This window comes from Candidatus Pelagibacter communis (genome assembly GCF_001180205.1).
GTDB classification, from domain to species: domain Bacteria; phylum Pseudomonadota; class Alphaproteobacteria; order Pelagibacterales; family Pelagibacteraceae; genus Pelagibacter; species Pelagibacter ubique_O.
The window spans coordinates 15,496-37,642 of the sequence record NZ_CVSU01000095.1 but is presented as its reverse complement, the minus strand read 5'-3'; the positions used below and the strand labels follow the sequence as shown (position 1 = coordinate 37,642).

General features: G+C 30.6%; 25 protein-coding genes and 3 tRNA genes. 6 read left to right on the top strand and 22 right to left on the bottom strand.

All coding sequences use genetic code 11. The features are described from left to right. The 14 genes from nuoG to AMO08_RS04380 all read right to left on the bottom strand — a co-directional run bounded on the left by nuoG (window position 1) and on the right by AMO08_RS04380 (window position 12,899). Window positions 1–2,028, bottom strand: a complete 2,028-nt coding sequence (gene nuoG, locus AMO08_RS04445; RefSeq protein WP_075485590.1) for an NADH-quinone oxidoreductase subunit NuoG — start codon at window positions 2,026–2,028, stop codon at window positions 1–3. Then, window positions 2,021–3,352, bottom strand: a complete 1,332-nt coding sequence (gene nuoF / locus AMO08_RS04440) for an NADH-quinone oxidoreductase subunit NuoF (RefSeq protein ID WP_075485588.1) — start codon at window positions 3,350–3,352, stop codon at window positions 2,021–2,023. Before nuoF ends, nuoG begins: the two co-directional genes overlap by 8 nt. Continuing rightward, window positions 3,345–3,953 (bottom strand): NADH-quinone oxidoreductase subunit NuoE, encoded by a 609-nt coding sequence (gene nuoE / locus AMO08_RS04435; protein ID WP_075485584.1) that lies wholly within the window; start codon window positions 3,951–3,953, stop codon window positions 3,345–3,347. Before nuoE ends, nuoF begins: the two co-directional genes overlap by 8 nt. Then, window positions 3,950–5,125 carry an NADH-quinone oxidoreductase subunit D gene (locus AMO08_RS04430; protein ID WP_075485582.1) on the bottom strand — a complete coding sequence of 392 codons (1,176 nt, stop codon included), beginning with the start codon at window positions 5,123–5,125 and terminating at the stop codon, window positions 3,950–3,952. The genes nuoE and AMO08_RS04430 overlap by 4 nt, the downstream gene beginning before the upstream one ends. Further along, window positions 5,109–5,714 carry an NADH-quinone oxidoreductase subunit C gene (locus AMO08_RS04425; protein ID WP_075485580.1) on the bottom strand — a complete coding sequence of 202 codons (606 nt, stop codon included), beginning with the start codon at window positions 5,712–5,714 and terminating at the stop codon, window positions 5,109–5,111. Before AMO08_RS04425 ends, AMO08_RS04430 begins: the two co-directional genes overlap by 17 nt. A 2-nt stretch (window positions 5,715–5,716) precedes the next feature. Next, window positions 5,717–6,232: a NuoB/complex I 20 kDa subunit family protein gene (locus AMO08_RS04420; protein ID WP_075485578.1), complete on the bottom strand. Its 516-nt coding sequence runs from the start codon at window positions 6,230–6,232 to the stop codon at window positions 5,717–5,719. A 15-nt stretch (window positions 6,233–6,247) separates the two neighbouring features. After that, window positions 6,248–6,616, bottom strand: a complete 369-nt coding sequence (locus tag AMO08_RS04415) for an NADH-quinone oxidoreductase subunit A (protein WP_023853928.1) — start codon at window positions 6,614–6,616, stop codon at window positions 6,248–6,250. A gap of 87 nt (window positions 6,617–6,703) precedes the next feature. Next, a tRNA-Asp gene (locus AMO08_RS04410) sits at window positions 6,704–6,780 on the bottom strand. A 12-nt stretch (window positions 6,781–6,792) separates the two neighbouring features. Continuing rightward, a tRNA-Val gene (locus AMO08_RS04405) sits at window positions 6,793–6,868 on the bottom strand. Window positions 6,869–6,917: 49 nt separating this feature from the next. Continuing rightward, entirely contained in the window at window positions 6,918–9,296 is a 2,379-nt protein-coding gene (gene lon, locus AMO08_RS04400) for an endopeptidase La (protein WP_075485575.1), read from the bottom strand. A 60-nt stretch (window positions 9,297–9,356) separates the two neighbouring features. After that, a complete protein-coding gene (clpX, locus tag AMO08_RS04395; RefSeq protein WP_075485573.1) occupies window positions 9,357–10,625 on the bottom strand; it encodes an ATP-dependent Clp protease ATP-binding subunit ClpX in 1,269 nt (422 codons plus the stop codon). A 92-nt stretch (window positions 10,626–10,717) separates the two neighbouring features. Continuing rightward, a complete protein-coding gene (clpP, locus tag AMO08_RS04390; RefSeq protein WP_075485571.1) occupies window positions 10,718–11,329 on the bottom strand; it encodes an ATP-dependent Clp endopeptidase proteolytic subunit ClpP in 612 nt (203 codons plus the stop codon). Window positions 11,330–11,361: 32 nt separating this feature from the next. Beyond that, the gene (gene tig, locus AMO08_RS04385) at window positions 11,362–12,804 is read right to left on the bottom strand and encodes a trigger factor (protein WP_075485569.1); all 1,443 of its coding nucleotides are present in this window, start codon (window positions 12,802–12,804) and stop codon (window positions 11,362–11,364) included. 10 nt (window positions 12,805–12,814) lie between these two features. Continuing rightward, a tRNA-Leu gene (locus AMO08_RS04380) sits at window positions 12,815–12,899 on the bottom strand. Between the two features lie 101 nt (window positions 12,900–13,000). Here AMO08_RS04380 and AMO08_RS04375 point away from each other — a divergent pair. Genes AMO08_RS04375 through AMO08_RS04370 form a run of 3 tightly spaced genes read left to right on the top strand, consistent with a single transcriptional unit; the run spans window position 13,001 to window position 13,843 of the window. After that, window positions 13,001–13,252: a DUF1289 domain-containing protein gene (locus AMO08_RS04375; protein WP_075485567.1), complete on the top strand. Its 252-nt coding sequence runs from the start codon at window positions 13,001–13,003 to the stop codon at window positions 13,250–13,252. Window positions 13,253–13,260: 8 nt separating this feature from the next. Further along, window positions 13,261–13,434, top strand: coding sequence for a hypothetical protein (locus AMO08_RS05800; protein ID WP_179850748.1), 174 nt, complete (start codon window positions 13,261–13,263; stop codon window positions 13,432–13,434). Continuing rightward, window positions 13,421–13,843, top strand: coding sequence for a hypothetical protein (locus AMO08_RS04370; RefSeq protein ID WP_075485565.1), 423 nt, complete (start codon window positions 13,421–13,423; stop codon window positions 13,841–13,843). The genes AMO08_RS05800 and AMO08_RS04370 overlap by 14 nt, the downstream gene beginning before the upstream one ends. 144 nt (window positions 13,844–13,987) lie before the next feature. On the opposite strand, the gene AMO08_RS04365 is transcribed toward AMO08_RS04370, so the two are convergent. Further along, on the bottom strand, window positions 13,988–14,545 hold the full coding sequence (locus tag AMO08_RS04365; RefSeq protein ID WP_075485563.1) for a histidine phosphatase family protein: 558 nt from the start codon (window positions 14,543–14,545) through the stop codon (window positions 13,988–13,990). Between the two features lie 2 nt (window positions 14,546–14,547). On the opposite strand from AMO08_RS04365, the gene AMO08_RS04360 reads away from it, so the two are divergent. Continuing rightward, window positions 14,548–15,228 (top strand): uracil-DNA glycosylase, encoded by a 681-nt coding sequence (locus AMO08_RS04360; RefSeq protein WP_075485562.1) that lies wholly within the window; start codon window positions 14,548–14,550, stop codon window positions 15,226–15,228. Here the strand turns inward: AMO08_RS04360 and AMO08_RS04355 are convergent. Then, the gene (locus AMO08_RS04355) at window positions 15,218–15,631 is read right to left on the bottom strand and encodes a YbgC/FadM family acyl-CoA thioesterase (protein WP_075485560.1); all 414 of its coding nucleotides are present in this window, start codon (window positions 15,629–15,631) and stop codon (window positions 15,218–15,220) included. The genes AMO08_RS04360 and AMO08_RS04355 overlap by 11 nt on opposite strands. A 57-nt stretch (window positions 15,632–15,688) precedes the next feature. Between AMO08_RS04355 and AMO08_RS05795 the strand changes: the two genes are divergently transcribed. Next, on the top strand, window positions 15,689–15,829 hold the full coding sequence (locus AMO08_RS05795) for a hypothetical protein (protein ID WP_179850747.1): 141 nt from the start codon (window positions 15,689–15,691) through the stop codon (window positions 15,827–15,829). Here the strand turns inward: AMO08_RS05795 and AMO08_RS04350 are convergent, their stop codons facing one another. Beyond that, entirely contained in the window at window positions 15,830–16,480 is a 651-nt protein-coding gene (locus tag AMO08_RS04350; protein WP_075485558.1) for a DUF3047 domain-containing protein, read from the bottom strand. A gap of 80 nt (window positions 16,481–16,560) precedes the next feature. Here AMO08_RS04350 and AMO08_RS05915 point away from each other — a divergent pair, with 80 nt between their 5' ends. Then, a complete protein-coding gene (locus AMO08_RS05915; RefSeq protein WP_256997656.1) occupies window positions 16,561–16,692 on the top strand; it encodes a hypothetical protein in 132 nt (43 codons plus the stop codon). A 2-nt stretch (window positions 16,693–16,694) separates the two neighbouring features. Here AMO08_RS05915 and AMO08_RS04345 read toward each other — a convergent pair whose 3' ends face one another. The 5 genes from AMO08_RS04345 to AMO08_RS04325 form a co-directional block, all read right to left on the bottom strand. Beyond that, window positions 16,695–17,441 carry an SDR family NAD(P)-dependent oxidoreductase gene (locus AMO08_RS04345; RefSeq protein WP_075485556.1) on the bottom strand — a complete coding sequence of 249 codons (747 nt, stop codon included), beginning with the start codon at window positions 17,439–17,441 and terminating at the stop codon, window positions 16,695–16,697. A gap of 5 nt (window positions 17,442–17,446) precedes the next feature. Further along, complete coding sequence (locus tag AMO08_RS04340) at window positions 17,447–18,904, bottom strand: cytosine permease (RefSeq protein WP_075485555.1); 1,458 nt, start codon at window positions 18,902–18,904, stop codon at window positions 17,447–17,449. A 25-nt stretch (window positions 18,905–18,929) separates the two neighbouring features. Beyond that, window positions 18,930–20,264, bottom strand: coding sequence for a TRAP transporter large permease (locus AMO08_RS04335; protein ID WP_082255027.1), 1,335 nt, complete (start codon window positions 20,262–20,264; stop codon window positions 18,930–18,932). Beyond that, entirely contained in the window at window positions 20,261–20,875 is a 615-nt protein-coding gene (locus AMO08_RS04330) for a TRAP transporter small permease subunit (RefSeq protein WP_082255026.1), read from the bottom strand. Before AMO08_RS04330 ends, AMO08_RS04335 begins: the two co-directional genes overlap by 4 nt. 68 nt (window positions 20,876–20,943) lie before the next feature. Continuing rightward, a complete protein-coding gene (locus AMO08_RS04325) occupies window positions 20,944–22,038 on the bottom strand; it encodes a TRAP transporter substrate-binding protein (protein ID WP_075485551.1) in 1,095 nt (364 codons plus the stop codon). Between the last annotated feature and the right edge of the window lie 109 nt (window positions 22,039–22,147).

The window sequence follows — 22,147 nt, the reverse complement described above, 5'->3', positions numbered from 1 at the left end:
TTAACCTTCGGTACCTGTTAATTTAAAATTTAGTTTAGAATTATTACATTCAACCATCGTTTTTGAAGATCTAGCAATAACATTTGAAAAATAATAATCTTTTACTTTGATTGTTAAAGTTTCATTTTGAAACTCGTTAGTAGAATTATTAATGTCATTTAATTGTTTTTCCTTTTGTAAATTTAAATAATTAAACATGCTGCTTTCTAATTCATCTTTGTCATTAAATAATTTTCTATTATTCATAAATTCGGCTAGTTCATTAATTATTTGCCAATCTTCTTTTGCATCACCTGGTGGATATGATGCTTTGAAGGCTTTTTGAATTTTTCCTTCTAAATTAGTAAAGTATCCGTCTTGTTCAGTATAAGCAGCGCCTGGTAGAATAATATCAGCGATCTCAGCACCTTTGTCACCATGGCTTCCTTGATAAATTATGAATTCATCTTTTTTATCAAATACTAAATTGTCTTGACCTACAAGATAAACAATATCGAATTTATGTTCTTTTAAATCGCTTATTAAATTATTTTCATTATTAATTATTCCAAGATCAATATTTCCTACTGTTGCTGCATCAGTTGTTAAAATATTTAAAGAATTCCATTCATCAGAAATTTTATTATTTTTTGATAAAAATTCTTTTGTTTTATTGAATAAAAATTCAGAAGACTCTAATCTTAACAGAGACTCACCAATAATGATTATTGGTTTTTTTGAATTAATAATTTCTTTAGATATGTCATGATTTCCCTCAAGAATATTATTTAAAGTTTGTGTTTGACCATCTAAACTTTGATATGGATAAGTTAAATCACCAACATCATTAAGTGAAATTATTTTTGTATTTTTGTTTAAGAAAACTTTTCTAATTCTAGCATTCAAAATAGTTGCTTCATATCTTGGATTTGCACCTGCCATAAAGATTAAATCTGCTTCTTCAATACCATTTATTGAAGAATTGAATAAATAGTTTTCTCTTTTTGAGGTATTTATAAATCTGTTATCAGATCTTGACTCGTAATTTTTAGTATCAATTGTTCGATCAAAAAATTCTTTAAAAATATAACCAGTCTCCATATTGTTTAAATCGCCAACAAAACCACATATTTTTTCTTTTGATGTGTTTTCAAATTTAGATTTAATTATTTTATACACTTCATCCCATGAGGCCTTTTCAAACTTGCCGTTGTATTTGATAAATGGAGTATCTAATCTTTGATTTAAAAGACCATCGCAGGCATATCTTGTTTTGTCTGAGATCCATTCCTCATTAATATCTTCATTTATAATTGGAAGTACTCTTTTGACTTCCCAATCATATGTGTCTACTCTTACATTTGATCCTATTGCATCCATTACATCAATTGTTTCTGTTTTCTTTAGTTCCCATGGTCTAGCTTCAAATACATAAGGTTTTGATGTTAGGGCTCCTACTGGACATAAATCTACAACGTTAGCAGACAATTCAGATTGCATTGATTGCTCTAGATAAGTTGTAATTTGCATATCTTCACCTCTTCCAATAGCACCAAGCTCTGGAACTCCAGCAACTTCAGTTGCAAATCTTACACATCTCGTACAGTGAATACATCTTGTCATTTGAGTTTTAATCAATGGTCCCATATTTTTTTCAGGAACTGCTCTTTTGTTTTCTTTAAATCTTGATTTGTCTACTCCGTAGTACATTGATTGATCTTGAAGATCACATTCACCACCTTGATCACACACCGGACAATCTAAGGGATGGTTAGCTAATAAAAATTCCATAACTCCCTTACGAGCTTTTTCTACTAAAGCAGTATTTGTTTTAATATTCATACCCTCTGCAGCTGGCATAGCACATGAGGCAATTGGTTTAGGAGATTTTTCCATTTCAACTAAACACATTCTACAATTACCTGCTATAGATAATTTTTCATGGTAACAAAATCTTGGAATTTCTACTCCAGCTTTTTCGCAAGCTTGAAGAACAGTTAAACCCTCTTCAACTTCAACTTCGATTTCGTTTACTTTTAATTTAAGCATTTTTTTTATCTAATAAATGTTGATCAACTAAATATGGGATATTGTTTTTCTTTTGAACAATAGGATCCAAATTATTTCTTTTCTCAATTTCTTTTTTAAAATGTCTAAGTAATCCTTGAACAGGCCATGAAGAACCTTCACCAAAAGCACAAATAGTATGTCCTGCAATTTGATTTGTAACATCACCTAACATATCCACCTCATCCTTGGTTGCATCTCCTTTCGCCATTCTCTCAAGCATTCTCCACATCCAACCAGAACCTTCTCTACAAGGTGTACATTGACCACAACTCTCATGTTTATAAAATCTTGCGATTCTTGCCATGCATTTAATTATGTCCTGATCTTTATTAATGACCACTATACCTGCGGTTCCTAAACCACTTTTCTCAGCCATAAGTGAGTCAAAATCCATAGTTAATGTTTCACATTTATCTTTTGGAATTAGTGGCATTGATGAACCACCAGGAATTACTGCTTGAAGATTTTCCCAACCTCCAATAACTCCACCTGCATGAACTTCAATTAATTCTTTTAAAGGGATATTCATTTCTTCCTCAACATTGCACGGTGTATTAACATTTCCAGATATACAAAATATTTTTGTCCCTGTATTTTTTTCCCTTCCAAGGGAAGCAAACCATTTTCCACCTCTTCTAAGAATTGTTGGGACTACAGCTATAGTTTCTACGTTATTAATAATTGTTGGACATCCATAAAGACCAATTAAAGCGGGGAATGGTGGTTTTAATCTTGGTTGTCCTTTTTTACCCTCGATACTTTCTAATAAAGCTGTTTCCTCTCCGCAAATATATGCACCAGCACCATAATGAATATAAATATCTAAATCCCAACCAGTACCTGCTGCATTTTTACCTAAGAGTTTTTTCTCATAAGCTTCATCTATTGCAGCCTGAAGTTTTTGACCATCAATAAAATATTCTCCTCTTATATAGATATAACAAACATGTGCTTGCACTGCATAAGATGCTATTAAACAACCTTCTATTAACTTATGAGGCTCAAATCTCAGAATATCTCTATCTTTGCATGTTCCTGGTTCAGACTCATCACCGTTAATAACTAAGTAATGTGGTCTAGATCCAACTTCTTTTGGAGCAAATGACCATTTTAAACCTGTAGGAAATCCTGCCCCACCTCGACCTCTTAATTGAGACTCTTTAATTTCATTTATTATCCAGTCTCTTCCTTTGTCAGTAATTTCTTTTGTATTTACCCAATCGCCTCTTTCTTGTGATGAAGATACATCTGAGCCTTTGTCATTATATAAATTTTGAAAAATTCTATCTTGATCTTTAAGCATTTTTTAAATCCATTAAGGTTTTCCTGTTATTTTCTGGTTCATTGTTTACTCTTCCTCTATACGAACCAGGTTTTGGAGTTTCTCCATTTAAAATTTTATCTAAGATATCTAAAGTTTTTTGTTTATCTAAATCTTCATAATAATCATCATTAATTTGCATCATTGGAGCATTGACGCATGCCCCTAAACATTCAACTTCCATCCATGAGCAGATTTTATCGTTAGATAATTCACATTCATTTTTGGAAATTTTTTCCTTGCATGCCTCAACTAATTTACTAGCGCCTCTTATCATGCAGGGTGTTGTTGTACATATTTGAATAAAGTATTTGCCTACAGGAGCTAAATTATACATTGTATAAAAAGTAGCTACCTCATATACCTTAATATAAGGCATATCTAAAAATTTAGCGATGTACTTCATTGCAGCTAATGGTATCCAATTATTATTTTGTTTTTGAGCTATATAAAGTAAGGCCATTACAGCACTTTGTTGTTTACCTTCTGGATATTTTGCAACAATAACATTTGCTGCTTCTAATGATGAAGCATTAAATTCAAAACTTTCTGGTTGATCTTTTGCTGGTCTTCTTAAACTCATCTATCTACCTCACCAAAAACAATATCTAAAGAACCTAATACCGCAGGAACATCAGCTAACATGTGTCCTTTAATTAAATAATCCATTGATTGTAAATGTGAAAATCCAGGAGCTCTTATTTTACATTTGTAAGGTTTACTTGATCCATCAGAAATTAAATAAACACCAAATTCTCCTTTAGGAGCTTCAACAGCTGTATAAATTTCATCTTTTGGAACTCTATAACCTTCTGTAAAAAGTTTAAAATGGTGTATTAAAGCTTCCATTGATTGTTTAATTTCTGCTTTTGGTGGTGGGCTAATCTTCCCATCTAATGATTTAATTGGACCCTTTTCCATTTTTGCAAGACATTGTTTGATTATTGAAACACTTTCTTTCATCTCTTCAATTCTGCATAAATATCTGTCGTAACAATCTCCATTTTTTCCAACTGGAATTTTAAAGTCTAAACTTTCATAACAATCATAAGGTTGAGACTTTCTTAAATCCCATGGAATACCCGATCCTCTAATCATAACTCCTGAAAAAGAATTATCTAAGGCGTCTTCTTTTGTAACTACCCCAATATCAACATTTCTTTGTTTGAAGATTCTATTATCAGTTAATAGACTTTCTAAATCATTAATTATTTTTGGAAAAGTTTCACAAAATTTAGCTATATCTTCCTCTAAACCTTTTGGCAGATCTTGATGAACACCTCCTGCTCTAAAATAATTTGCATGAAGTCTTGATCCTGAAGCTCTCTCATAGAATGTCATAAGAGTTTCTCTTTCCTCAAAACCCCAAAGAGATGGTGTTAACGCTCCTACATCAAGGGCTTGAGTTGTAACATTTAAAATATGACTTAAAATTCTACCTATTTCACAAAATATAACTCTTATGTATTGCGCTCTAATTGGGACATCTATTTTTAGTATTTTTTCAACCGCTAGAGCAAAAGCATGTTCTTGATTCATTGGGGCGACGTAATCTAAACGGTCAAAATATGGAACAGCCTGCATATAAGTTTTGTTTTCTATAAGTTTTTCTGTTCCTCTATGAAGTAAACCAATATGAGGATCAGCCTTTTCAACTACTTCACCATCTAGTTCTAATATTAATCTAAGAACACCATGAGCAGCAGGATGTTGAGGCCCAAAATTTAAATTTAGATTTTTAATTTTTTTTGTCATTATTCTCAATTTCCTCTTTAATATATATTGTTCCCTCCCAAGGACTTTCATAATCAAAATTTCTATAATTTTGCTCGAGCTTAACTGGTTCACTAATTACTTTTTTTTGATCTTCGCTATATCTGACCTCTGTGTGACCCGTTAATGGGAAATCTTTTCTTAACGGGTGACCTTCAAATCCATAATCAGTTAGTATTCTTCTTAAATCAGGATGATCCTTAAAAGATACTCCGTACATATCAAACACCTCTCTCTCCATCCAATTTGCTGATGGAAAAATACTAGTTAGTGAGGGAATTACTTCATTTTCAGCAATTGAATATTTTACAATCAATCTTTGATTAAATTCATGACTTAAAAATAAGTAAACTACTTCAAACCTTTGATTTTGTTCTGGGTAATCAACAACTGTTATATCTATTAGTTGCCTAAATTTAGTATCTTGATTTGTTTTTAAAAATATAGCAACATCAATCATATCCTCTTTATCTATTTTAATATAAATTTGATTATGTTTAATTTCTGTATTGTTAATTTTGGTAGTTAACTCAGAATTAATTTTTTTTTCTAGATCTTCTAAACTTTTCATAACTATCTAATAAAAGAACCTTTTTTTCTAATTTTTTTTTGTAATTGCAGTATTCCATACAACAATGACTCTGCCGATGGAGGACATCCTGGTACATAAACATCTACAGGAACAATTCGATCACAACCTCTAACAACTGAATATGAATAATGATAATATCCACCACCATTTGCGCAACTACCCATTGAAATCACATATCTTGGTTCAGGCATCTGGTCATAAACTTTTCTTAAAGCTGGTGCCATTTTATTGGTTAAAGTTCCTGCAACTATCATAACATCTGATTGTCTTGGCGAACCTCTTGGAGCTGCTCCAAATCTTTCTAAGTCATATCTCGGCATAGCTGTTTGCATCATTTCAACAGCACAACAAGCTAAACCAAAAGTCATCCAATGAAGTGATCCTGATCTTGACCAGTTAATTAAATTATCAAGAGAAGTTGTTATAAAACCATTCTTACTAAAATCTTCTGCAAGTTGTTTAAATTCCTCAGGAACTTGATCTATTTTATTATTCATTGTGGTTTATAATTTTTATTCCCAGTCTAAAGCACCTTTTTTCCATTCATAAATAAAACCTATTGTAAGTATGAACAAAAAAATCATCATTGATGAAAAACCTAATAATCCAATATTTCCAAGAGATATTGCCCACGGAAATAAAAATGCTATCTCTAAATCAAAAATAATAAATAGGATTGCAACTAAATAAAATCTCACATCAAATTCCATTCTTGAGTCCTCAAAAGGTTCAAAACCACACTCATAAGCTGAAAGTTTTTCAGGATCAGGTTTTTTTGGTGATAGAATAAAGTTTACAACCACAAAAGCACAACTTAACCCAAGAGCTAATACTAAAAATATTATTATTGGTAAGTAATCTTTTAAAAAATCAGATAACATGGAAATCTATATATCAGTTTTTATCTGTTGTTGAAGGGCTGATACGTCACATTTTTATTAATATTAGCACAAAAAAATGCTTAAAAGTGGCGGGAGTGAAGGGACTCGAACCCTCGACCTATCGCGTGACAGGCGATCGCTCTAACCAACTGAGCTACACCCCCACTTTAGAGTTTTGGTGGGCAGTAAAGGACTCGAACCTTTGACCCCCTCGGTGTAAACGAGATGCTCTACCAACTGAGCTAACCGCCCAAAACAAGGCTACTTATTACATCAACACTTAAATAATGTAAATTAATTATTATTGAATACTAGCTTGAGATTTATCGTCTTTTTTAGATATATCTACCTCAACCCACTCTGTAGGTTTAAGTTCTTTTGTTAAAGCTATTTTTATAACCTGATCAGCATATTCGACTGGAGTGATCTTGATATCGTCTATAATTTTTTGAGGCATATCTACTAGATCTTTTTCGTTTTCTTTAGGAATTAAAACTTCTTTTATTCCAGCTCTGTGTGCAGCTAATAATTTTTCTTTTAAACCACCTATAGGAAGTACTTGGCCTGTTAAAGTAACTTCGCCAGTCATAGCGACATCTCTTCTGACAGGAATATTTGTTATTGAAGAAACAATTGAGGTTACCATACCAATACCAGCAGATGGACCATCTTTTGGTGTTGCTCCCTCAGGAACATGAATATGAAAATCTTTTTTTTCAAAAATAGGAGGAATAATTCCATACTCTAAACATTTGGATCTTACAAAAGATTTTGCAGCTTTGACAGATTCTTGCATAACATCACCTAATTTACCGGTGATTTGCATTCTCCCTTTTCCTGGCATTGTAACAGTCTCAATTTTTAAAATTTCTCCACCATACTCAGTCCAAGCGAGCCCAGTTACTATACCTACTCTACTCTCAGCCTCTAATTCTCCAAATTTAAATTTAGGAACACCTAAAAAATCAGATAAATTTTTATTATTTATTCCAACCTCTTTTTCTTCACCAGCTACTATTTTTTTAACAACTTTTCTTGCAAGTTTAGAAATTTCCCTTTCAAGATTTCTTACACCCGACTCTTTTGTGTAACCTCTAATAACTTCTTTTATAATGTCATCATCCAACTTCATTTCTTTTTCTTTAACACCGTTGTCTTTAATTTGTTTTGGTAATAAATACTTGTTTGCGATGCTAATTTTTTCATCCTCAGTGTAACCTGCTAATCTAATCACTTCCATTCTATCTAATAAAGGAGGTAGAATATTTAAAGTATTAGCGGTCGTTACAAACATTACATCAGATAAATCATAATCAACTTCTAAATAATGATCATTGAAAGTTGTGTTCTGTTCAGGATCTAAAGCTTCTAATAATGCTGAAGATGGGTCGCCTCTATAATCATTTCCAATTTTATCAATTTCGTCTAATAAAATTAAAGGGTTTTTAGTTCCAGCTTTTTTCATCATCTGAATAATTTTACCTGGGAGAGATCCGATGTAAGTTCTTCTGTGACCACGTATTTCTGCTTCATCTCTCATTCCACCAACTGACATTCTAACAAATTCTCTATTTGTAGCTTTTGCAATTGATTTTCCTAATGAGGTTTTTCCAACACCTGGGGGTCCAACTAAACATAAAATCGGGCCTTTAATTTTCTCCATTCTTTTTTGAACAGCCAAAAATTCAATAATTCTCTCTTTAACTTTTTCTAATCCAAAGTGATCTTTATCAAGTATTTCTAAAGCTTTCTTTAAATCTATGTCAACTTCACTTTTTTTATGCCAAGGAAGTTCAGTCATCCAATCTAAATAATTTCTAACAACTGTAGCCTCTGCTGACATTGGACTCATATTTTTTAATTTTTTTAATTCTTGTAGACACTTCTTCTCTACCTCTTTTGGCATCTTGGCTTTCGTAATTGCTTTATTCAGACTGGTTGTTTCATCTTTACCGTCTTCAATTTCACCAAGTTCTTTTTGAATAGCTTTTAATTGCTCATTTAGATAATACTCTCTTTGAGTTTTTTCCATTTGAGTTTTAACTCTACCTCTTATTCTTTTTTCAACACCAATAATGCTCGTCTCATTTTCCATTATTTTAATAATGGCATTTAATCTTTTCTTTACATCAACAGTTTCAAAGATTTGTTGTTTTTCTGAAATCGTAGCAGTTATATGAGATGCAATATTGTCAGCAATCTGAGAAGGGTCTTTTAATTGCTTAATTGTATTGATTGTTTCACTAGAAATTTTTTTATTTATTGAGGTTAATTTTTCTAATCTTCTTAAAGCTGTAGCTGCTAATGGAAACAAATCCTCATCTTTAGGTAAAATATCTTGATAATGAGCATAATCACAAATTATAAATTTTTCATTATCTTTAAAATCTAAAATTTTAACTCTTTTAGTTCCTTCTACTAAAACTTTAACTGTACCATCTGGTAATTTTAATAATTGTAAAATGCTACCTTCACAACCGTACATAAAAACGTCGGTTTTCTTAGGATCATCAATTTCTGAATTTTTTTGGGTAACAAGAATAATTTTTTTATCTTTTTTCATCACCTCATTAAGAGCTGAAATAGATTTATCCCTTCCTACAAACAAAGGAATTACCATGCTAGGAAAAACCACGATATCTCTTAGTGGTAATAAGGGTAATGAAATTTTGACGTCCATGGGATTAATATGGATATAATATTTTATAATGCAATAGGTATTTATTACTTATTAAGGATATTAAGCCGCTGTTGTCTTATTTGACTTGGATTTATTGTCACCTTTTGCATGAACTAAGATTGGTTGCGATTGTCCTTTTGCTGCACCAGCATCCACAATAACTTCTTCAATATTATCTTGACTAGGAAGGTCGTACATTGTTTTCAACAAAATATTTTCTAGGATTGATCTCAAGCCTCTTGCACCCGTTTTTTTGCTAATAGCTTTTTGCGCTATTTCTTTTAGAGCATTTTCTTTAAATGTTAGTTTAGCACCATCCAATTTAAACAACTCTTGATATTGCTTTATTAAAGAATTTTTTGGTTCTTGTAATATTTTAATTAGAGATTTTTCATCTAAATCTTCAAGTGTTGCTATCATAGGAAGTCTTCCAATAAACTCTGGAATTAATCCAAATTTTAATAAATCTTCGGGCTCTAAGCCTTTCATCCATTCACCAGTTTTCTTGTCTTGTGTATTTTTCACATCTGCACCAAAACCTATTGAAGTTCCTTTATCTCTTTGAGAAATTATTTTATCAAGACCTGCAAAAGCACCACCGCAAATAAATAAAATATTTGTGGTATCTACCTGTAAAAATTCTTGCTGAGGATGTTTTCTACCACCTTGGGGTGGAACACTAGCAACTGTTCCTTCCATTATTTTAAGAAGAGCTTGCTGAACTCCTTCTCCAGAAACGTCTCTTGTGATTGATGGGTTTTCTGATTTTCTACTTATTTTATCAACCTCATCGATATAAACTATACCTCTTTGAGCTTTTTCAACATTATAGTCGGATGCTTGTAACAATTTTAAAATAATATTTTCAACATCCTCTCCAACATAACCTGCCTCTGTTAGAGTGGTAGCATCAGCCATTGTAAATGGAACATCTAAAATTCTAGCCAAAGTTTGTGCAAGCAATGTTTTTCCACAACCTGTAGGACCTACTAAAAGTATATTAGATTTTGATAGCTCAACATTTTTGCTTGTTTTACTTTCATAATTTAATCTTTTGTAATGATTGTGCACTGCAACAGACAACACTTTCTTCGCGTGAGCTTGACCAATTACATAATCATCTAACACTGAACAAATTTCCTTTGGAGATGGAAGACCATCTTGATGTTTTACAAAAGTATCTTTGCTCTCCTCTTTGATAATGTCCATACATAACTCAACGCATTCATCACAAATGAAGACTGTTGGACCAGCAATCAACTTTCTTACTTCGTGTTGACTCTTTCCACAAAAAGAACAGTAAAGAATATTTTTATTATTTGTAGTCATTTTAATTTTTATAACGAATCAATTTAATTACTTTATTATAGAAGACTCACACTAATCAAGTTTCGATTAGTGATGACTCCATATATTGTGTATTAAGATCTTTTTTCTACTACTTCATCAATAAGACCAAAAGATTGTGCGACATCTGCGGTCATAAAATTGTCTCTTTCAAGAGCAGATTTTATTTCTTCAACACTTTTTCCAGTATGCTTTGAATAAATTTCATTAAGTCTTTTCTTTAAAGACAAAACTTCATTAGCATGAATTTCAATATCAGTTGCCTGACCCTGAAAACCTGCAGATGGTTGATGAACCATTATTCTTGAATTTGGTAATGAAAATCTTTTTCCTTTTGTACCAGCTGCAAGCAAAAAAGAGCCCATGGAAGCTGCTTGGCCAATACATAAAGTAGAAATGTCTGGCTTCACATATTGCATTGTATCATAGATGCCTAGTCCTGCTGTAACCAAACCTCCAGGACTATTGATGTATAGATATATTTCTTTTTTTGGATCTTCAGCCTCTAAAAATAATAATTGAGCAGTAACTAGTGATGCAACGTTGTCATTAACCTGACCTGTTAAAAAAATAATTCTCTCTTTTAATAATCTTGAATAAATATCGTAAGCTCTTTCACCTTTGCTAGATTGTTCAACGACCATTGGTACAAGATTGCTCATATGTTCTGATAATTTTGTTGTCATAAGTTGATTCGTTCTACTTATACAACTTGAGATTACTTTTTGCTAACTTTTTTTGCTTTTTTAGCTGCTGGCTTTGATTTTACCTTTTTAGTTGTAGGTTTTTTTTCTTTAGCAGATTTTGTGGGTGATTTTTTCTTAGTTTCTTTTTTTTCTTCACCATGGCTATGGTCGTGATCATGGTCGTGTTTATGAGCTTCTTTTAAAATCTTTTCAGCTTCCTCTTTTGAAATTTCTTTCTTATTTGCTTTACCTTTTTCTTTAATTAAATTTAAAATTTTTTCTTCATATACAGTTCCTCTTAAACTCGCTAATGCAGATGGGTTTTTTTGGTAAAAATCCATAACCATTTTTTCTTGTCCAGGCATCATTCTTAGTTGTTTTTGAACTTCAGCCTGAATTTCTTGTTCTGAAACTTTGATTTGATTTTTTTCACCAAACTCATTTAAAATTAATCCAGTTTTAATTCTTGTTTTTGCTTTTTCTTCAAAATTTTTTTTATTCTTCTTTACTTCTTCTTCTTGCATGCCTTGGGAAAGAATTTTTACTTCTTCTTCGACTAAATTTTCTGGAATTTCGTCTACTTTAAGTTTTTCTATTTCTTTTAGAATTTGGTTTTTAGATAATTGATCTAAAGAATTTTTATATTCATCGTTAATTTGTTTCGAAATTAATGTTTTTAAATCTTTAAGATCTTTTGCTCCTAAATTTTTTGCAAAATTATCATCAATTTTTACTTCTTCTGATTGTTTAACACTTAAAATTTTACAATTAAATTTAGCTTTTTTATTTACTAATTCTTTTTCAGGGAAATTTTCTGGCAAAGTTGCTTCTACAATCTTTTCATCATCTTTCTTAACTCCAATCAATTGATCGTCGAAACCTTTTAAGAATAAATCTTTACCCAAAGTTAGCTGAGTATTCTTTCCCTCGCTTCCCTTAAAATCCTTACCGTCAACAGTTGCTTTGTAATCTAAAGAAACTAAATCACCTTTTTTAGCTTTTGTATCAGCGCTTACTTCTTTAAAATTTGGTTGGTTTTTAGCAATTTCTTTAATTCTTTTATCTGTTTCACTATCGTCGATTTTAACACTGTATTCGTCAAATTTAATATTTTCTAAAGATTTAATTTCTACTTTTGGTAACTCCGTGACTGATAAAACATACTCGAGATCTTTATCTTCACCATAAGTTTTTAAATCGAGCTTTGGTTGACCAGCTGGTTTAATTTTTTTTTCTTCAAGTGCTTTTGTAGATGTTTCTTTTAAAACTTTATCTAAAACTTCTCCAAAAACTGCTTTACCAAATTGTCTTTTTAAAATTTCTTTTGGAACTTTTCCAGGTCTAAATCCTTTAAGATTTACACTACCTTTTATCTCTTCATATTTTTTATCCATATAAGAGTTCATTGTCTCTTTATCGATAAAAATTTTAAGATCTTTATTTAAACCTTTTTTATTTTCTACAGTAACTTTCATAATATTTTAATGGTAGGGCGAAAAGGACTCGAACCTTCACATGTTGCCATATTGGTTCCTAAGACCAACGCGTCTACCAATTCCGCCATCGCCCCACAAATTACGAGGTTTTATATATTATTGAAACTATTTGTCCAATGACAATTGTTAAAAAATTATCTATTTATCTAATAAAATTTATACTAATTTATAAAAAATGATTATTTCACCTTGCATAAGCATTTGCAAAACTGATCCATCAACAGGATATTGTTATGGTTGCGGAAGAAGTAATGAAGAAAAAAGACTTTGGAAGCTTGAAGAAACAACTGATGATTGGAAAAAAGAAAATATAATCGAAATTGAAAAAAGGCTTACTGGTTGGCAGCTTGAAAGTTTTAAAGAGTCTTACTCTTATAAAATCAAGAATGGTATGTCTCTTTTCAAGAAAAACTTAACTAAAGAATAATATAAAATATGAGTAAAGTTAAAATTGTAAGTATTATATATGCTATAGGGATAATTATTGGGGCTTTATTCTTTGATGTTTGGGGGGCAGATACTACTCCTTTAAAAACATTGTCTGTATTTGCTTGGACTATAATATTTATTATAGCTTTATTTTTTGTAGACAAGAATGAGAGAAATTAAGTTTTTAATATTTTATTTATCATTTTTTTTTATATCTTTTAATTCTCACTCGGAAATTATTATTTTAAGTAAGTGCGATCACAAAGAAGACGGCTTTTTAAAAAATGAATATATTTTAAATCTAAATGAATTAATTATGACAAGAAATTATGTTTACAATGAAAAAACATATCAAAAATATAGATTAACAGACTTAAGTGTAAAAAAATCAAATACATATGTTAGAAATATTTATGAGGAAAATGGAAAAATACTTACTTTAAAACATGGTTATCCACAATTTTATACTCAAATTTTATTTGAAAAAAATAAACCTGATATATTTATGAAGGCAGTTTTAAATGATGTTGAAAGTTTATCTAAAATGTCTACCTGCAAAAAAATAGAAAAATTTGATCAACAAAGTTAATTTTTATTTTGTTTCACTTCTTTATTTTTTTGTAGAGTTTTTTTTTAAGTTCAAATTTACTGTTTGTAATATTTGAACGATGCTTTGCGTACGCTTGTTTTTGTGCTTGTCTCATTGCTCTTTTAGATGACATGATAATTTACTTTAATATTCAATTTCTAAAGTATCAATAACTTTTAAATTTTTATCCGAAACAACAATCTCTCCAGATGATGGTGCATAATTTAAAATTTCAGAAATAACTACATAATGTGTAACAAAAACTAAATTTTGATCTTTATCCCAAGTACTAATAAATTTATCAAAATCAATAATTTGCTTTTTTCTATTATTGGCAAATTTTATGCTAAAAAATGAGTTTAAAAAATTTTTAGTTTCATATTCTTTAAAGGCGATAAATGCTGTTTCTTTGCATCGACACCATTCACTAGAATAAACTTTTCCAATTGAAATTTTATTTTTCTTAAAAAAATTACCAATTTTTTGTGATTGATCTCTACCACTATCACTTAAATTTCTTTGAGTTGTACAATCGTTAATATCAAAATTATCTGGATCACCGCCACCAGGCGCGTAAGCATGTCTTATGAAAATTAATTTTCCACCCTTTTGCAATTCATCAATTAAATTATTTTTTGAATCTGCTTTAACTGATGTATTAATGCATATAAATATTATGACTAAATAATTTAAAATTTTCATTTATGAATATTAAAATAGATAGTTTAAATAAAACAATTCTTAAATGTAAAAAATGTCCAAGGCTTGTTAATTATATAAAAAAAATTTCAACAGAAAAAAGAAAACAAAATATAAATGAGACTTACTGGGGAAAACCAGTTACAGGTTTTGGCGCAATTGATGCAAAAATTTTAATAATTGGATTGGCCCCAGCAGCCCATGGGGGTACACGAACAGGAAGAGCGTTCACAGGGGATAAATCTGGAGATTTTTTATTTAAATGTTTATTTAAAGCTAAAATTTCAAACCAACCAAATTCAGAAAATCTAAATGATGGTCTTAAATTAAAATCAACATATATAACTAATATTTTAAAATGTGTTCCTCCAGGAGACAAACCTAAAATAGAAGAGCTTAATAATTGTTCAAAATACTTTGACAGTGAGATTTATAATTTAAAAAAATTAAAAACTATTATTGCATTAGGAAAAGTGGCATTTGATAATTGTGTTAAATTTTATAAAAAAAAATATAGTTTTAATGAAAAGATAAAATTTATTCATGGAAAATCCTATTTACTACCAGGAAATATTAAATTAATTGCCTGTTATCACCCTAGCCCCAGAAATGTAAATACTAAGCTTGTATCTGAAAGAATGATTGTAGATTTATTTAAAAAAGCTAGAAAAATATCTATGAACTAGAAGTATAGGGTTTAAATTCTGATAAGATTTTTTCTGGAATTTTAACTGGCTTAAATTTTTCATTTATAAATACTAGATGAATTTTAGCTTCTACGATCAATTCCTCATCTTTAAATATTGATTGATTCATTAAAAAAGAAGTTTTTGAAGTAGAGTCTAGAAAAGATTTAATTTGCAAATCATCTTCTAAATATGCAGATTTTTTATATTCAATATTGCACGATTTAACAATTATAAGAGCACCAAAATTATTTTTTATTTTTGTGTTGCTTAATCCAATAGTTGATAACGCTTCAGTTCTAGCTCTTTCTAAATATTTTAAATAATTAGCGTAGTACACTACTCCACCAGCGTCTGTGTCCTCATAATACACTTTAACATTATGAGTAAAGTTTTTATGCATAAGTTGATAATATCAAATAAATAAAAATTTAATAGAAACTAAGATATAATATCTTTGATGAAAATTTATATAATTTGGTTAATTGGAGTAGTTTTATGGAACTTTGGATTTCCAAATGCAATTCCAATTGCTGATGTTATCGCAGCTATTTTATTATCATTTTTAAGTATTGGATTAAAAAAGTATTTAAAATGGTAATTAATCTGCTGAAAAATAAATATTCTGAAAATAAGAAATTGATTTCATTTTTGAATTATCAGTATCTGCCATTATAGCTAGGCCGTCTAATTCATTTACATCTAAATCATGAAATTTTTTAAAATCTTCTTTAACATTGGCTTTCACTGTTACCCAAACATTCAGATTATCTTTTGTAGTTGCTAATACATTATCTATTGATTTTTTTGTATAAGGGCTTGGCCAACTCTGGCCAACTGCACTATTGCTTGAAAAAACGTAATTAATTGCTCTATTTGAAAGTGGTGTTGCTCCTGTTTTTTTGACAGCAAAGACTCTAGCTGCAAAATCATGACCTTTTTTTGAATTCTCATTAATACCTTGCAAATCTTTCTCAATTTTCCAGGTAATATTTATAAAAGGTGTTTTATTTAGATTGATTTTAACCTCTTTTCCAAGACCAGAAGCAGCGTTATCAGCAACTGCTTTTAAAAAATTGCCATTCTCGTTTGATCCAACAGTATAAACTGTTTTGTTATCTGCTCCTCTCACCTTACGAACATCGAGTTCTGAAAGTTCTTGCTCTGTAAATTTAAAAATATTCACATTTTCAGCCAGTGCAGAATTAAGAAAAATTAATGATGTAATAAAAATATAAAAAAATTTAAACATGGCCTTCTTATAGATAAATTATTTATAAATTCAATATTCAGTCACAATTTAAACATTCTAAATACAAGATTGATTGCTAAATGAATAATATGAAAATAATTTCTGTTTTTATACTTCTTATCTATTGGTCAATAATGATCACAGCGCCTGTTATGGGTAAAAATTCTATTAAAAATCAAAATAAAGATCTAAAAATAGTTTCAAATTTTTGAGACTAATATGTGGATCTACCACCACTGATATCAAATACCGCAGCTGTAGAAAAAGTGTTTTCTTGTGAAGAAAGCCAGCAAACTAATGAAGTAAACTCATGTATTTCAAGAAATCTTCCTCTTGGCACCTTTGACAGCATTCTTTGTACGTGCTCTTTACTCATTTGATCTAAAATTCTAGTTTTAGCACCTGCTGGAGTGACAGCGTTCACAGCTATATCTTTATCAGCTAATTCTTTGCCCAAAGCTTTCGTTAACCCAATTGCACCAGCTTTTCCTGAGCTATACGCGCTTGCATTTGCATTACCATCTTTGCCTGCAACGGAAGCTACATTAACAATTCTTCCATAGTTGTTTTTAATCATATTTGGGACAATTGCTCGACAACAGTTAAAAGTACCCATTAAATTTATCTGTACTATTTTATTCCACATTTCGACATCATACTCCCATAAAGGACCTGTAGGACCTGTTATTCCAGCATTATTGATTAGAATATCTATATTTGATTTTGAGATTATGTCTGCAACGTTTTTCTCTACATCTTGATAATTTGATACATCAACAACGCTGTAAAATAAGTTAGGGTGTTTTACTTCATCAACTGCTGATTTAAGAAGCTTTTCATCGATATCCCATATAAATACTTTAGCTCCAGACTCTAAAAATCTTTTTGCAACATCTAAACCAAACCCTTGAGCTCCACCAGTAACTACAGCTGTTCTATTTTTAAAATCAAATATGTGCATTAAAATTATTTTTTTGCTAACAAGTAGTATGTTATCCAAGCAACAAATGCACCTATTATCCAAGCATAAGATTGTAAAAACATTAAATTAGTATTCCAAATTGTAGACGCTGAAAAAATAAATCCTAAAATTAAAGAATAAACACCTTTTATATGCCAACCACCTGAGTAATAATAAGCACTCTCTTTATCTACAGAATATAAATCTTTATTACTTAATTCTTGATTTTTAATTAAATAATAATCAGCTGCCATCACTCCAAATAAAGGACCAAAGAAAGCTCCAAAAGTATCAACAAATGATAAGATTCCTATTTGGCTCAATATAGCCATCCAAAATATTGCAATCAATAAACCAAGAAACAAAATTATATAACTTGCGCTTTTTAAGCCTAATTTTGAAGGAGCAAAATTTATTAAAGAGTATTGAGATGGTATGAAATTAGCGATTAAATTTGTTGAAGCTGAGGCGATTATAATAAAAAATAAAACCACTGTTGTTATTTGTATATTGTCAAACTTCCCAACTATATCTGTAGGATTAGTAAAAATTCTATCTATATCTGAAAATTTCTGATTAAGAAAAACATCAGAACCTGTAACAATAAAAACAGATAAAATAGAAAAAATAATTAAATTCAAAATTAAACTTAAATTTCCTTTTTTTAATTCTTGCTCATTTTTTACATATCTAGAAAAATCACCAAAACTAATTATTAAAATTGAAAAATAAGCAAATATTGTTCCAGCAACTGTTAGTAAAGGGGCCAAATTATTAATGTCTAAAAAACTATTTAGACTAAAAATATTTGAAAAAGCTTGGATTGTTGTTTTTACATCACTTAATAAAACCACAAAGAAAAAAATAAGCATACCAGCATAGACTGTCATCGCTGAAAAATTTATTATTTTTTTATTATACTGCATCCCAACAGTAAAAAACAAAGTCTGTAGAACTATTGTTATACCTATTGCAAACCAATCAATAATATTTAAACCAAAATAAAACATAATAAAAATTTCTTGCTCCAATAAGGAATTATCAATTGAAAAAATTATTATTCTTATCAGGTAAACTAATATTTTAGATAAAAAATAAGTTTGGATACCAAATAAAAAAATCCCAACCAAACTTCTGATTAATCCAAATAATTTAGCACCATTAAATCCTAACGAAGATCTTAATAATACTGCAAAAGGTAAACCAAATTTTTGAGAAGGCTTACCAATTGCATTTGAAAATAAATAAACAAAAAAAGATCCCAATATTATTCCAAAAAATACTACAATTACATTTAAGCTATACATTAAGTAAAGCGAAGAGATTAATGAGAAACCAATTACACTTTGTACATTAGCGCCCCAAAAACAAAAAAGATCTTTCCAATTCCAAGTTTTGTAATTTGGGTTAACTGTCACCAGGTCCCAATTTGAAAGAGAATATTTTACTTTTGGCTGATTCACTAAATTTATTTTAAACTAATAAATTCTACTGTCCATATAAGAGAGTTGGCAACCATAAGGCAATTTTAGGAAATATAATAATTAAAACCAAACCTATTATTTGTAGAACCATAAATTGCATCATTCCGTAATAAATATCTTTTAAATCCCATTCAGGAACTACACCTTTTAAAAAATATGCTGAGAGTGCAACAGGTGGAGATAGCCAGGCGGTCTGGAGATTAACAGCTACTAGTATTGCAAACCAAGTTAAATTAAATCCTAACGCTTCTACTAGTGGTAAAATTATTGGAACAATAATCATAACTATCGGTACCCATTCTAATGGCCAACCCAGTAAAAATATCATGACCATAATCATTCCTAAGATCAGATATTTATTCATTTCTAAACCTAATAAAAATTCTGTTAATAAAGTTGGTGTTCCCAATCTGGCAAATACTGCTCCAAAAAAATTTGAGGCAGCAACTAAAACCATAATCAAAGCTGTAATTTCTAAAGTTTTAACTAAAGCTTCTTGAAGTTTTGATAATGTTAATTTTTTATATGCTAATGAAAGTAGCAATGCACCCATTGCACCACACCCAGCGGCCTCTGTCGGTGTAGCAAAACCAAATAAAATACTTCCTAATGCTGCAAAAACTAATGCTGCGGGTGGAACTAAACCTAAAAAAAACTCAATCCAAACTTCTTTCATACTAGCTGCACGCATTTCCTCAGGTAGCACAGGCCCAAGTTTTGGGTTTATCATACATCTGATTGTGGTGTAGCCTGCATATAAACTTGCAAGAAGAATTCCTGGAATAATTGCAGCAGCAAATAAATCTATAACTGGAATTTCCATTATTGGCCCCATAACCACAAGCATGATACTGGGTGGTATTAAAATTCCCAAAGTTCCACCAGCTGTAATTGTACCTGCAGCAAGTTTTACATCGTAATTTGATCTGTTCATTGATTTTGCAGCCATAATTCCTAAGATAGTAACTGAGGCACCAACTATTCCAGTTGCAGCCGCAAAAATTACTGAAACAAATAATACTGCGTAGTATAATGAGCCCTTAACTCTAGCTAACATCATTTGGAAAGCTGAAAATAGCCTTTCCATTAAACCTGCTTGTTCCATCATAATTCCCATAAATACAAAGAGTGGAACGGCTGCGAGAGTTTGTTCAGTCATAACCATCGAAAATTGGAGCGTCATTAAATAAAAAACTAATTTTCCAAATCCTAAATAACCAAATACAAAACCTAAAAAAATCAAAGTGAAAGAAATTGGAAATCCAACAAAAATTGCAAAAAGCATCACCCCAACTAAAATAAAACCTAAAATAGCTGGATCAATTAATTCTGCTATCATTTATCTTCTCCTGGCCATTCACCCTTTTTAGCTGCCCAGTAGCTTTTAAGTAATTCTGAAAATCCTTGGATAAGTAAAAATATAATTCCTATTAATAAACATGTTTTGATTGGCCACATATATGGCATCCATGTAGTATCCATTCCTCTTTCACCTCTTTGGATAGACTCTAAAACAAATCCAAAAGTCATATATAAAAAGACAATAAGACCTGGGAAATAAAACAAGAGATACAGCCAAAAATCAATTAATCCTTGATTTTTGATTTTAAAATTTCTGTATAAGAAATCTGCTCTTATATGAACTCCTCTTGAAAGTGCATAACCTGCACCCAGCATAAAAAGAGCTCCATATAAAAATCTGCTTATATCGTAAGCCCATATTGTTGGTGCTAAAAATAATTTTCTTGCTAGTACCTCATAGGTCATAGCAAAAATAAGTGGCATTAATATCCAGCAAACCACACTACCAATCCACTTACTAAATTTATCTATGTTTATTATGGACTTTGCCATCCAAGTTGGCATATCCTCTGGCATTTTTCCTGAACTACCTCGCCTTTCGGCAATCATTTCGTCTGAAATATCTAATTTACTTGGTTCGTCTGCCATAGAAATTTTTATTAAAAAAAATTAGAGCGGACTTATTAGTCCGCTCTAATATTCTAATTATTTAATGATTACTTTAATGTCGCTGCGTGAGCCATTCCTAGCTTCGCATTTGACATTTGAGCACCACTCCAGAAAGGAACTGCTTTATCAGCAAATACTTTCATAGAGTCGTAAACTTCTTTGAAAAATGCATTTTTTTCAGCATTTTTGTTCAAAGTTGCTTTAGCAGCTGCCATATACTCGGTGAAGTAGTCAGATGGAGTATCTTCTAAAATCACTCCATGTTTTGTCGTAAGTTCTTGTAAAGCTTCACCATTTGATAAAATTCTATAACTTAAAGATTTTATCAAAGACGCATCCGCAGCAACTTCAAGAGACTTCTTCTCATGTGCAGTCATAGCATCATATGTTTTTCCAGTAATATAAAAGTCAGCATTTACCACCACTTGGTGTAAACCTTGTAAGTAATAGTGCTTTAAAACTTTTTGGAAACCAAATGTTAAGTCTGGTTTTGGACAACACCATTCAGCAGCATCAATAGTTCCTGCTTCTAAAGCTGGTAGAATATCTCCACCTCCCATTGCAACAGATGCTATACCGATGTCTTTATAAGTTTGTCCTGGAATTCCTGGAGGAGTTCTGAACTTATATTTTCTAAAGTCAGCCATATCTTTAATTGGTTTTGGAAACCAACCTAAAGCCTCTGGTCCAACAGGTTGAAGCATAAATCCTTTAATGTCTCTGTTCATCTCTTTCCATAATTGATCATAAAGCGCTTTTCCACCACCATATTGGAACCAAGATAAAAACGCTAAATTATCTATACCTATTCCACCACCAGCTACTGGAGAACCAAATAGCATTGCAGCAGGGTGTTCACCTGACCAATAGTGAGTCCATGCAAATCCACAGTCAATCAAACCTTTGTCAACAGCATCAAGCGTCTCTTTGACTCCAACAACTGCTCCTGCAGGTAAAATTTCGAATTTTAAAGATCCACCAGTTAATTCAGTCACTGTATCAGTAAAGTCCTTTAACATCTTAACTTCGTCAGCTTTAGTGTTAAGAACTGTCTGACATTTTAGTGTTTTTGCAGCATTAGCATTTGAAATAAATCCAAATACCATCGCAACTGCAAATAACATTGAAATGATTTTTTTCATATCGTTTTTCCCTCTCTATATTTTTAAAAATTAAAGCTTGTCAAAGAATGAAATCTAAAACAAGTGCTAATATTGGATTATTTTAATTTTTTTGTGTACAGAAATATTA

Excerpts from the sequence above, each read along its gene's own strand:
- nuoG (WP_075485590.1), bottom strand. The coding sequence starts at position 2,028 with ATGCTTAAATTAAAAGTAAACGAAATCGAAGTTGAAGTTGAAGAGGGT.
- nuoF (WP_075485588.1), bottom strand. The coding sequence starts at position 3,352 with ATGCTTAAAGATCAAGATAGAATTTTTCAAAATTTATATAATGACAAA.
- nuoE (WP_075485584.1), bottom strand. The coding sequence starts at position 3,953 with ATGAGTTTAAGAAGACCAGCAAAAGATCAACCAGAAAGTTTTGAATTT.
- AMO08_RS04430 (WP_075485582.1), bottom strand. The coding sequence starts at position 5,125 with ATGACAAAAAAAATTAAAAATCTAAATTTAAATTTTGGGCCTCAACAT.
- AMO08_RS04425 (WP_075485580.1), bottom strand. The coding sequence starts at position 5,714 with ATGAAAAGTTTAGAAGATCTAGAAAAAAAAATTAATTCTGAGTTAACT.
- AMO08_RS04420 (WP_075485578.1), bottom strand. The coding sequence starts at position 6,232 with ATGAATAATAAAATAGATCAAGTTCCTGAGGAATTTAAACAACTTGCA.
- AMO08_RS04415 (WP_023853928.1), bottom strand. The coding sequence starts at position 6,616 with ATGTTATCTGATTTTTTAAAAGATTACTTACCAATAATAATATTTTTA.
- lon (WP_075485575.1), bottom strand. The coding sequence starts at position 9,296 with ATGGACGTCAAAATTTCATTACCCTTATTACCACTAAGAGATATCGTG.
- clpX (WP_075485573.1), bottom strand. The coding sequence starts at position 10,625 with ATGACTACAAATAATAAAAATATTCTTTACTGTTCTTTTTGTGGAAAG.
- clpP (WP_075485571.1), bottom strand. The coding sequence starts at position 11,329 with ATGACAACAAAATTATCAGAACATATGAGCAATCTTGTACCAATGGTC.
- tig (WP_075485569.1), bottom strand. The coding sequence starts at position 12,804 with ATGAAAGTTACTGTAGAAAATAAAAAAGGTTTAAATAAAGATCTTAAA.
- AMO08_RS04375 (WP_075485567.1), top strand. The coding sequence starts at position 13,001 with ATGATTATTTCACCTTGCATAAGCATTTGCAAAACTGATCCATCAACA.
- AMO08_RS05800 (WP_179850748.1), top strand. The coding sequence starts at position 13,261 with ATGAGTAAAGTTAAAATTGTAAGTATTATATATGCTATAGGGATAATT.
- AMO08_RS04370 (WP_075485565.1), top strand. The coding sequence starts at position 13,421 with ATGAGAGAAATTAAGTTTTTAATATTTTATTTATCATTTTTTTTTATA.
- AMO08_RS04365 (WP_075485563.1), bottom strand. The coding sequence starts at position 14,545 with ATGAAAATTTTAAATTATTTAGTCATAATATTTATATGCATTAATACA.
- AMO08_RS04360 (WP_075485562.1), top strand. The coding sequence starts at position 14,548 with ATGAATATTAAAATAGATAGTTTAAATAAAACAATTCTTAAATGTAAA.
- AMO08_RS04355 (WP_075485560.1), bottom strand. The coding sequence starts at position 15,631 with ATGCATAAAAACTTTACTCATAATGTTAAAGTGTATTATGAGGACACA.
- AMO08_RS05795 (WP_179850747.1), top strand. The coding sequence starts at position 15,689 with ATGAAAATTTATATAATTTGGTTAATTGGAGTAGTTTTATGGAACTTT.
- AMO08_RS04350 (WP_075485558.1), bottom strand. The coding sequence starts at position 16,480 with ATGTTTAAATTTTTTTATATTTTTATTACATCATTAATTTTTCTTAAT.
- AMO08_RS05915 (WP_256997656.1), top strand. The coding sequence starts at position 16,561 with ATGAATAATATGAAAATAATTTCTGTTTTTATACTTCTTATCTATTGG.
- AMO08_RS04345 (WP_075485556.1), bottom strand. The coding sequence starts at position 17,441 with ATGCACATATTTGATTTTAAAAATAGAACAGCTGTAGTTACTGGTGGA.
- AMO08_RS04335 (WP_082255027.1), bottom strand. The coding sequence starts at position 20,264 with ATGATAGCAGAATTAATTGATCCAGCTATTTTAGGTTTTATTTTAGTT.
- AMO08_RS04330 (WP_082255026.1), bottom strand. The coding sequence starts at position 20,875 with ATGGCAGACGAACCAAGTAAATTAGATATTTCAGACGAAATGATTGCC.
- AMO08_RS04325 (WP_075485551.1), bottom strand. The coding sequence starts at position 22,038 with ATGAAAAAAATCATTTCAATGTTATTTGCAGTTGCGATGGTATTTGGA.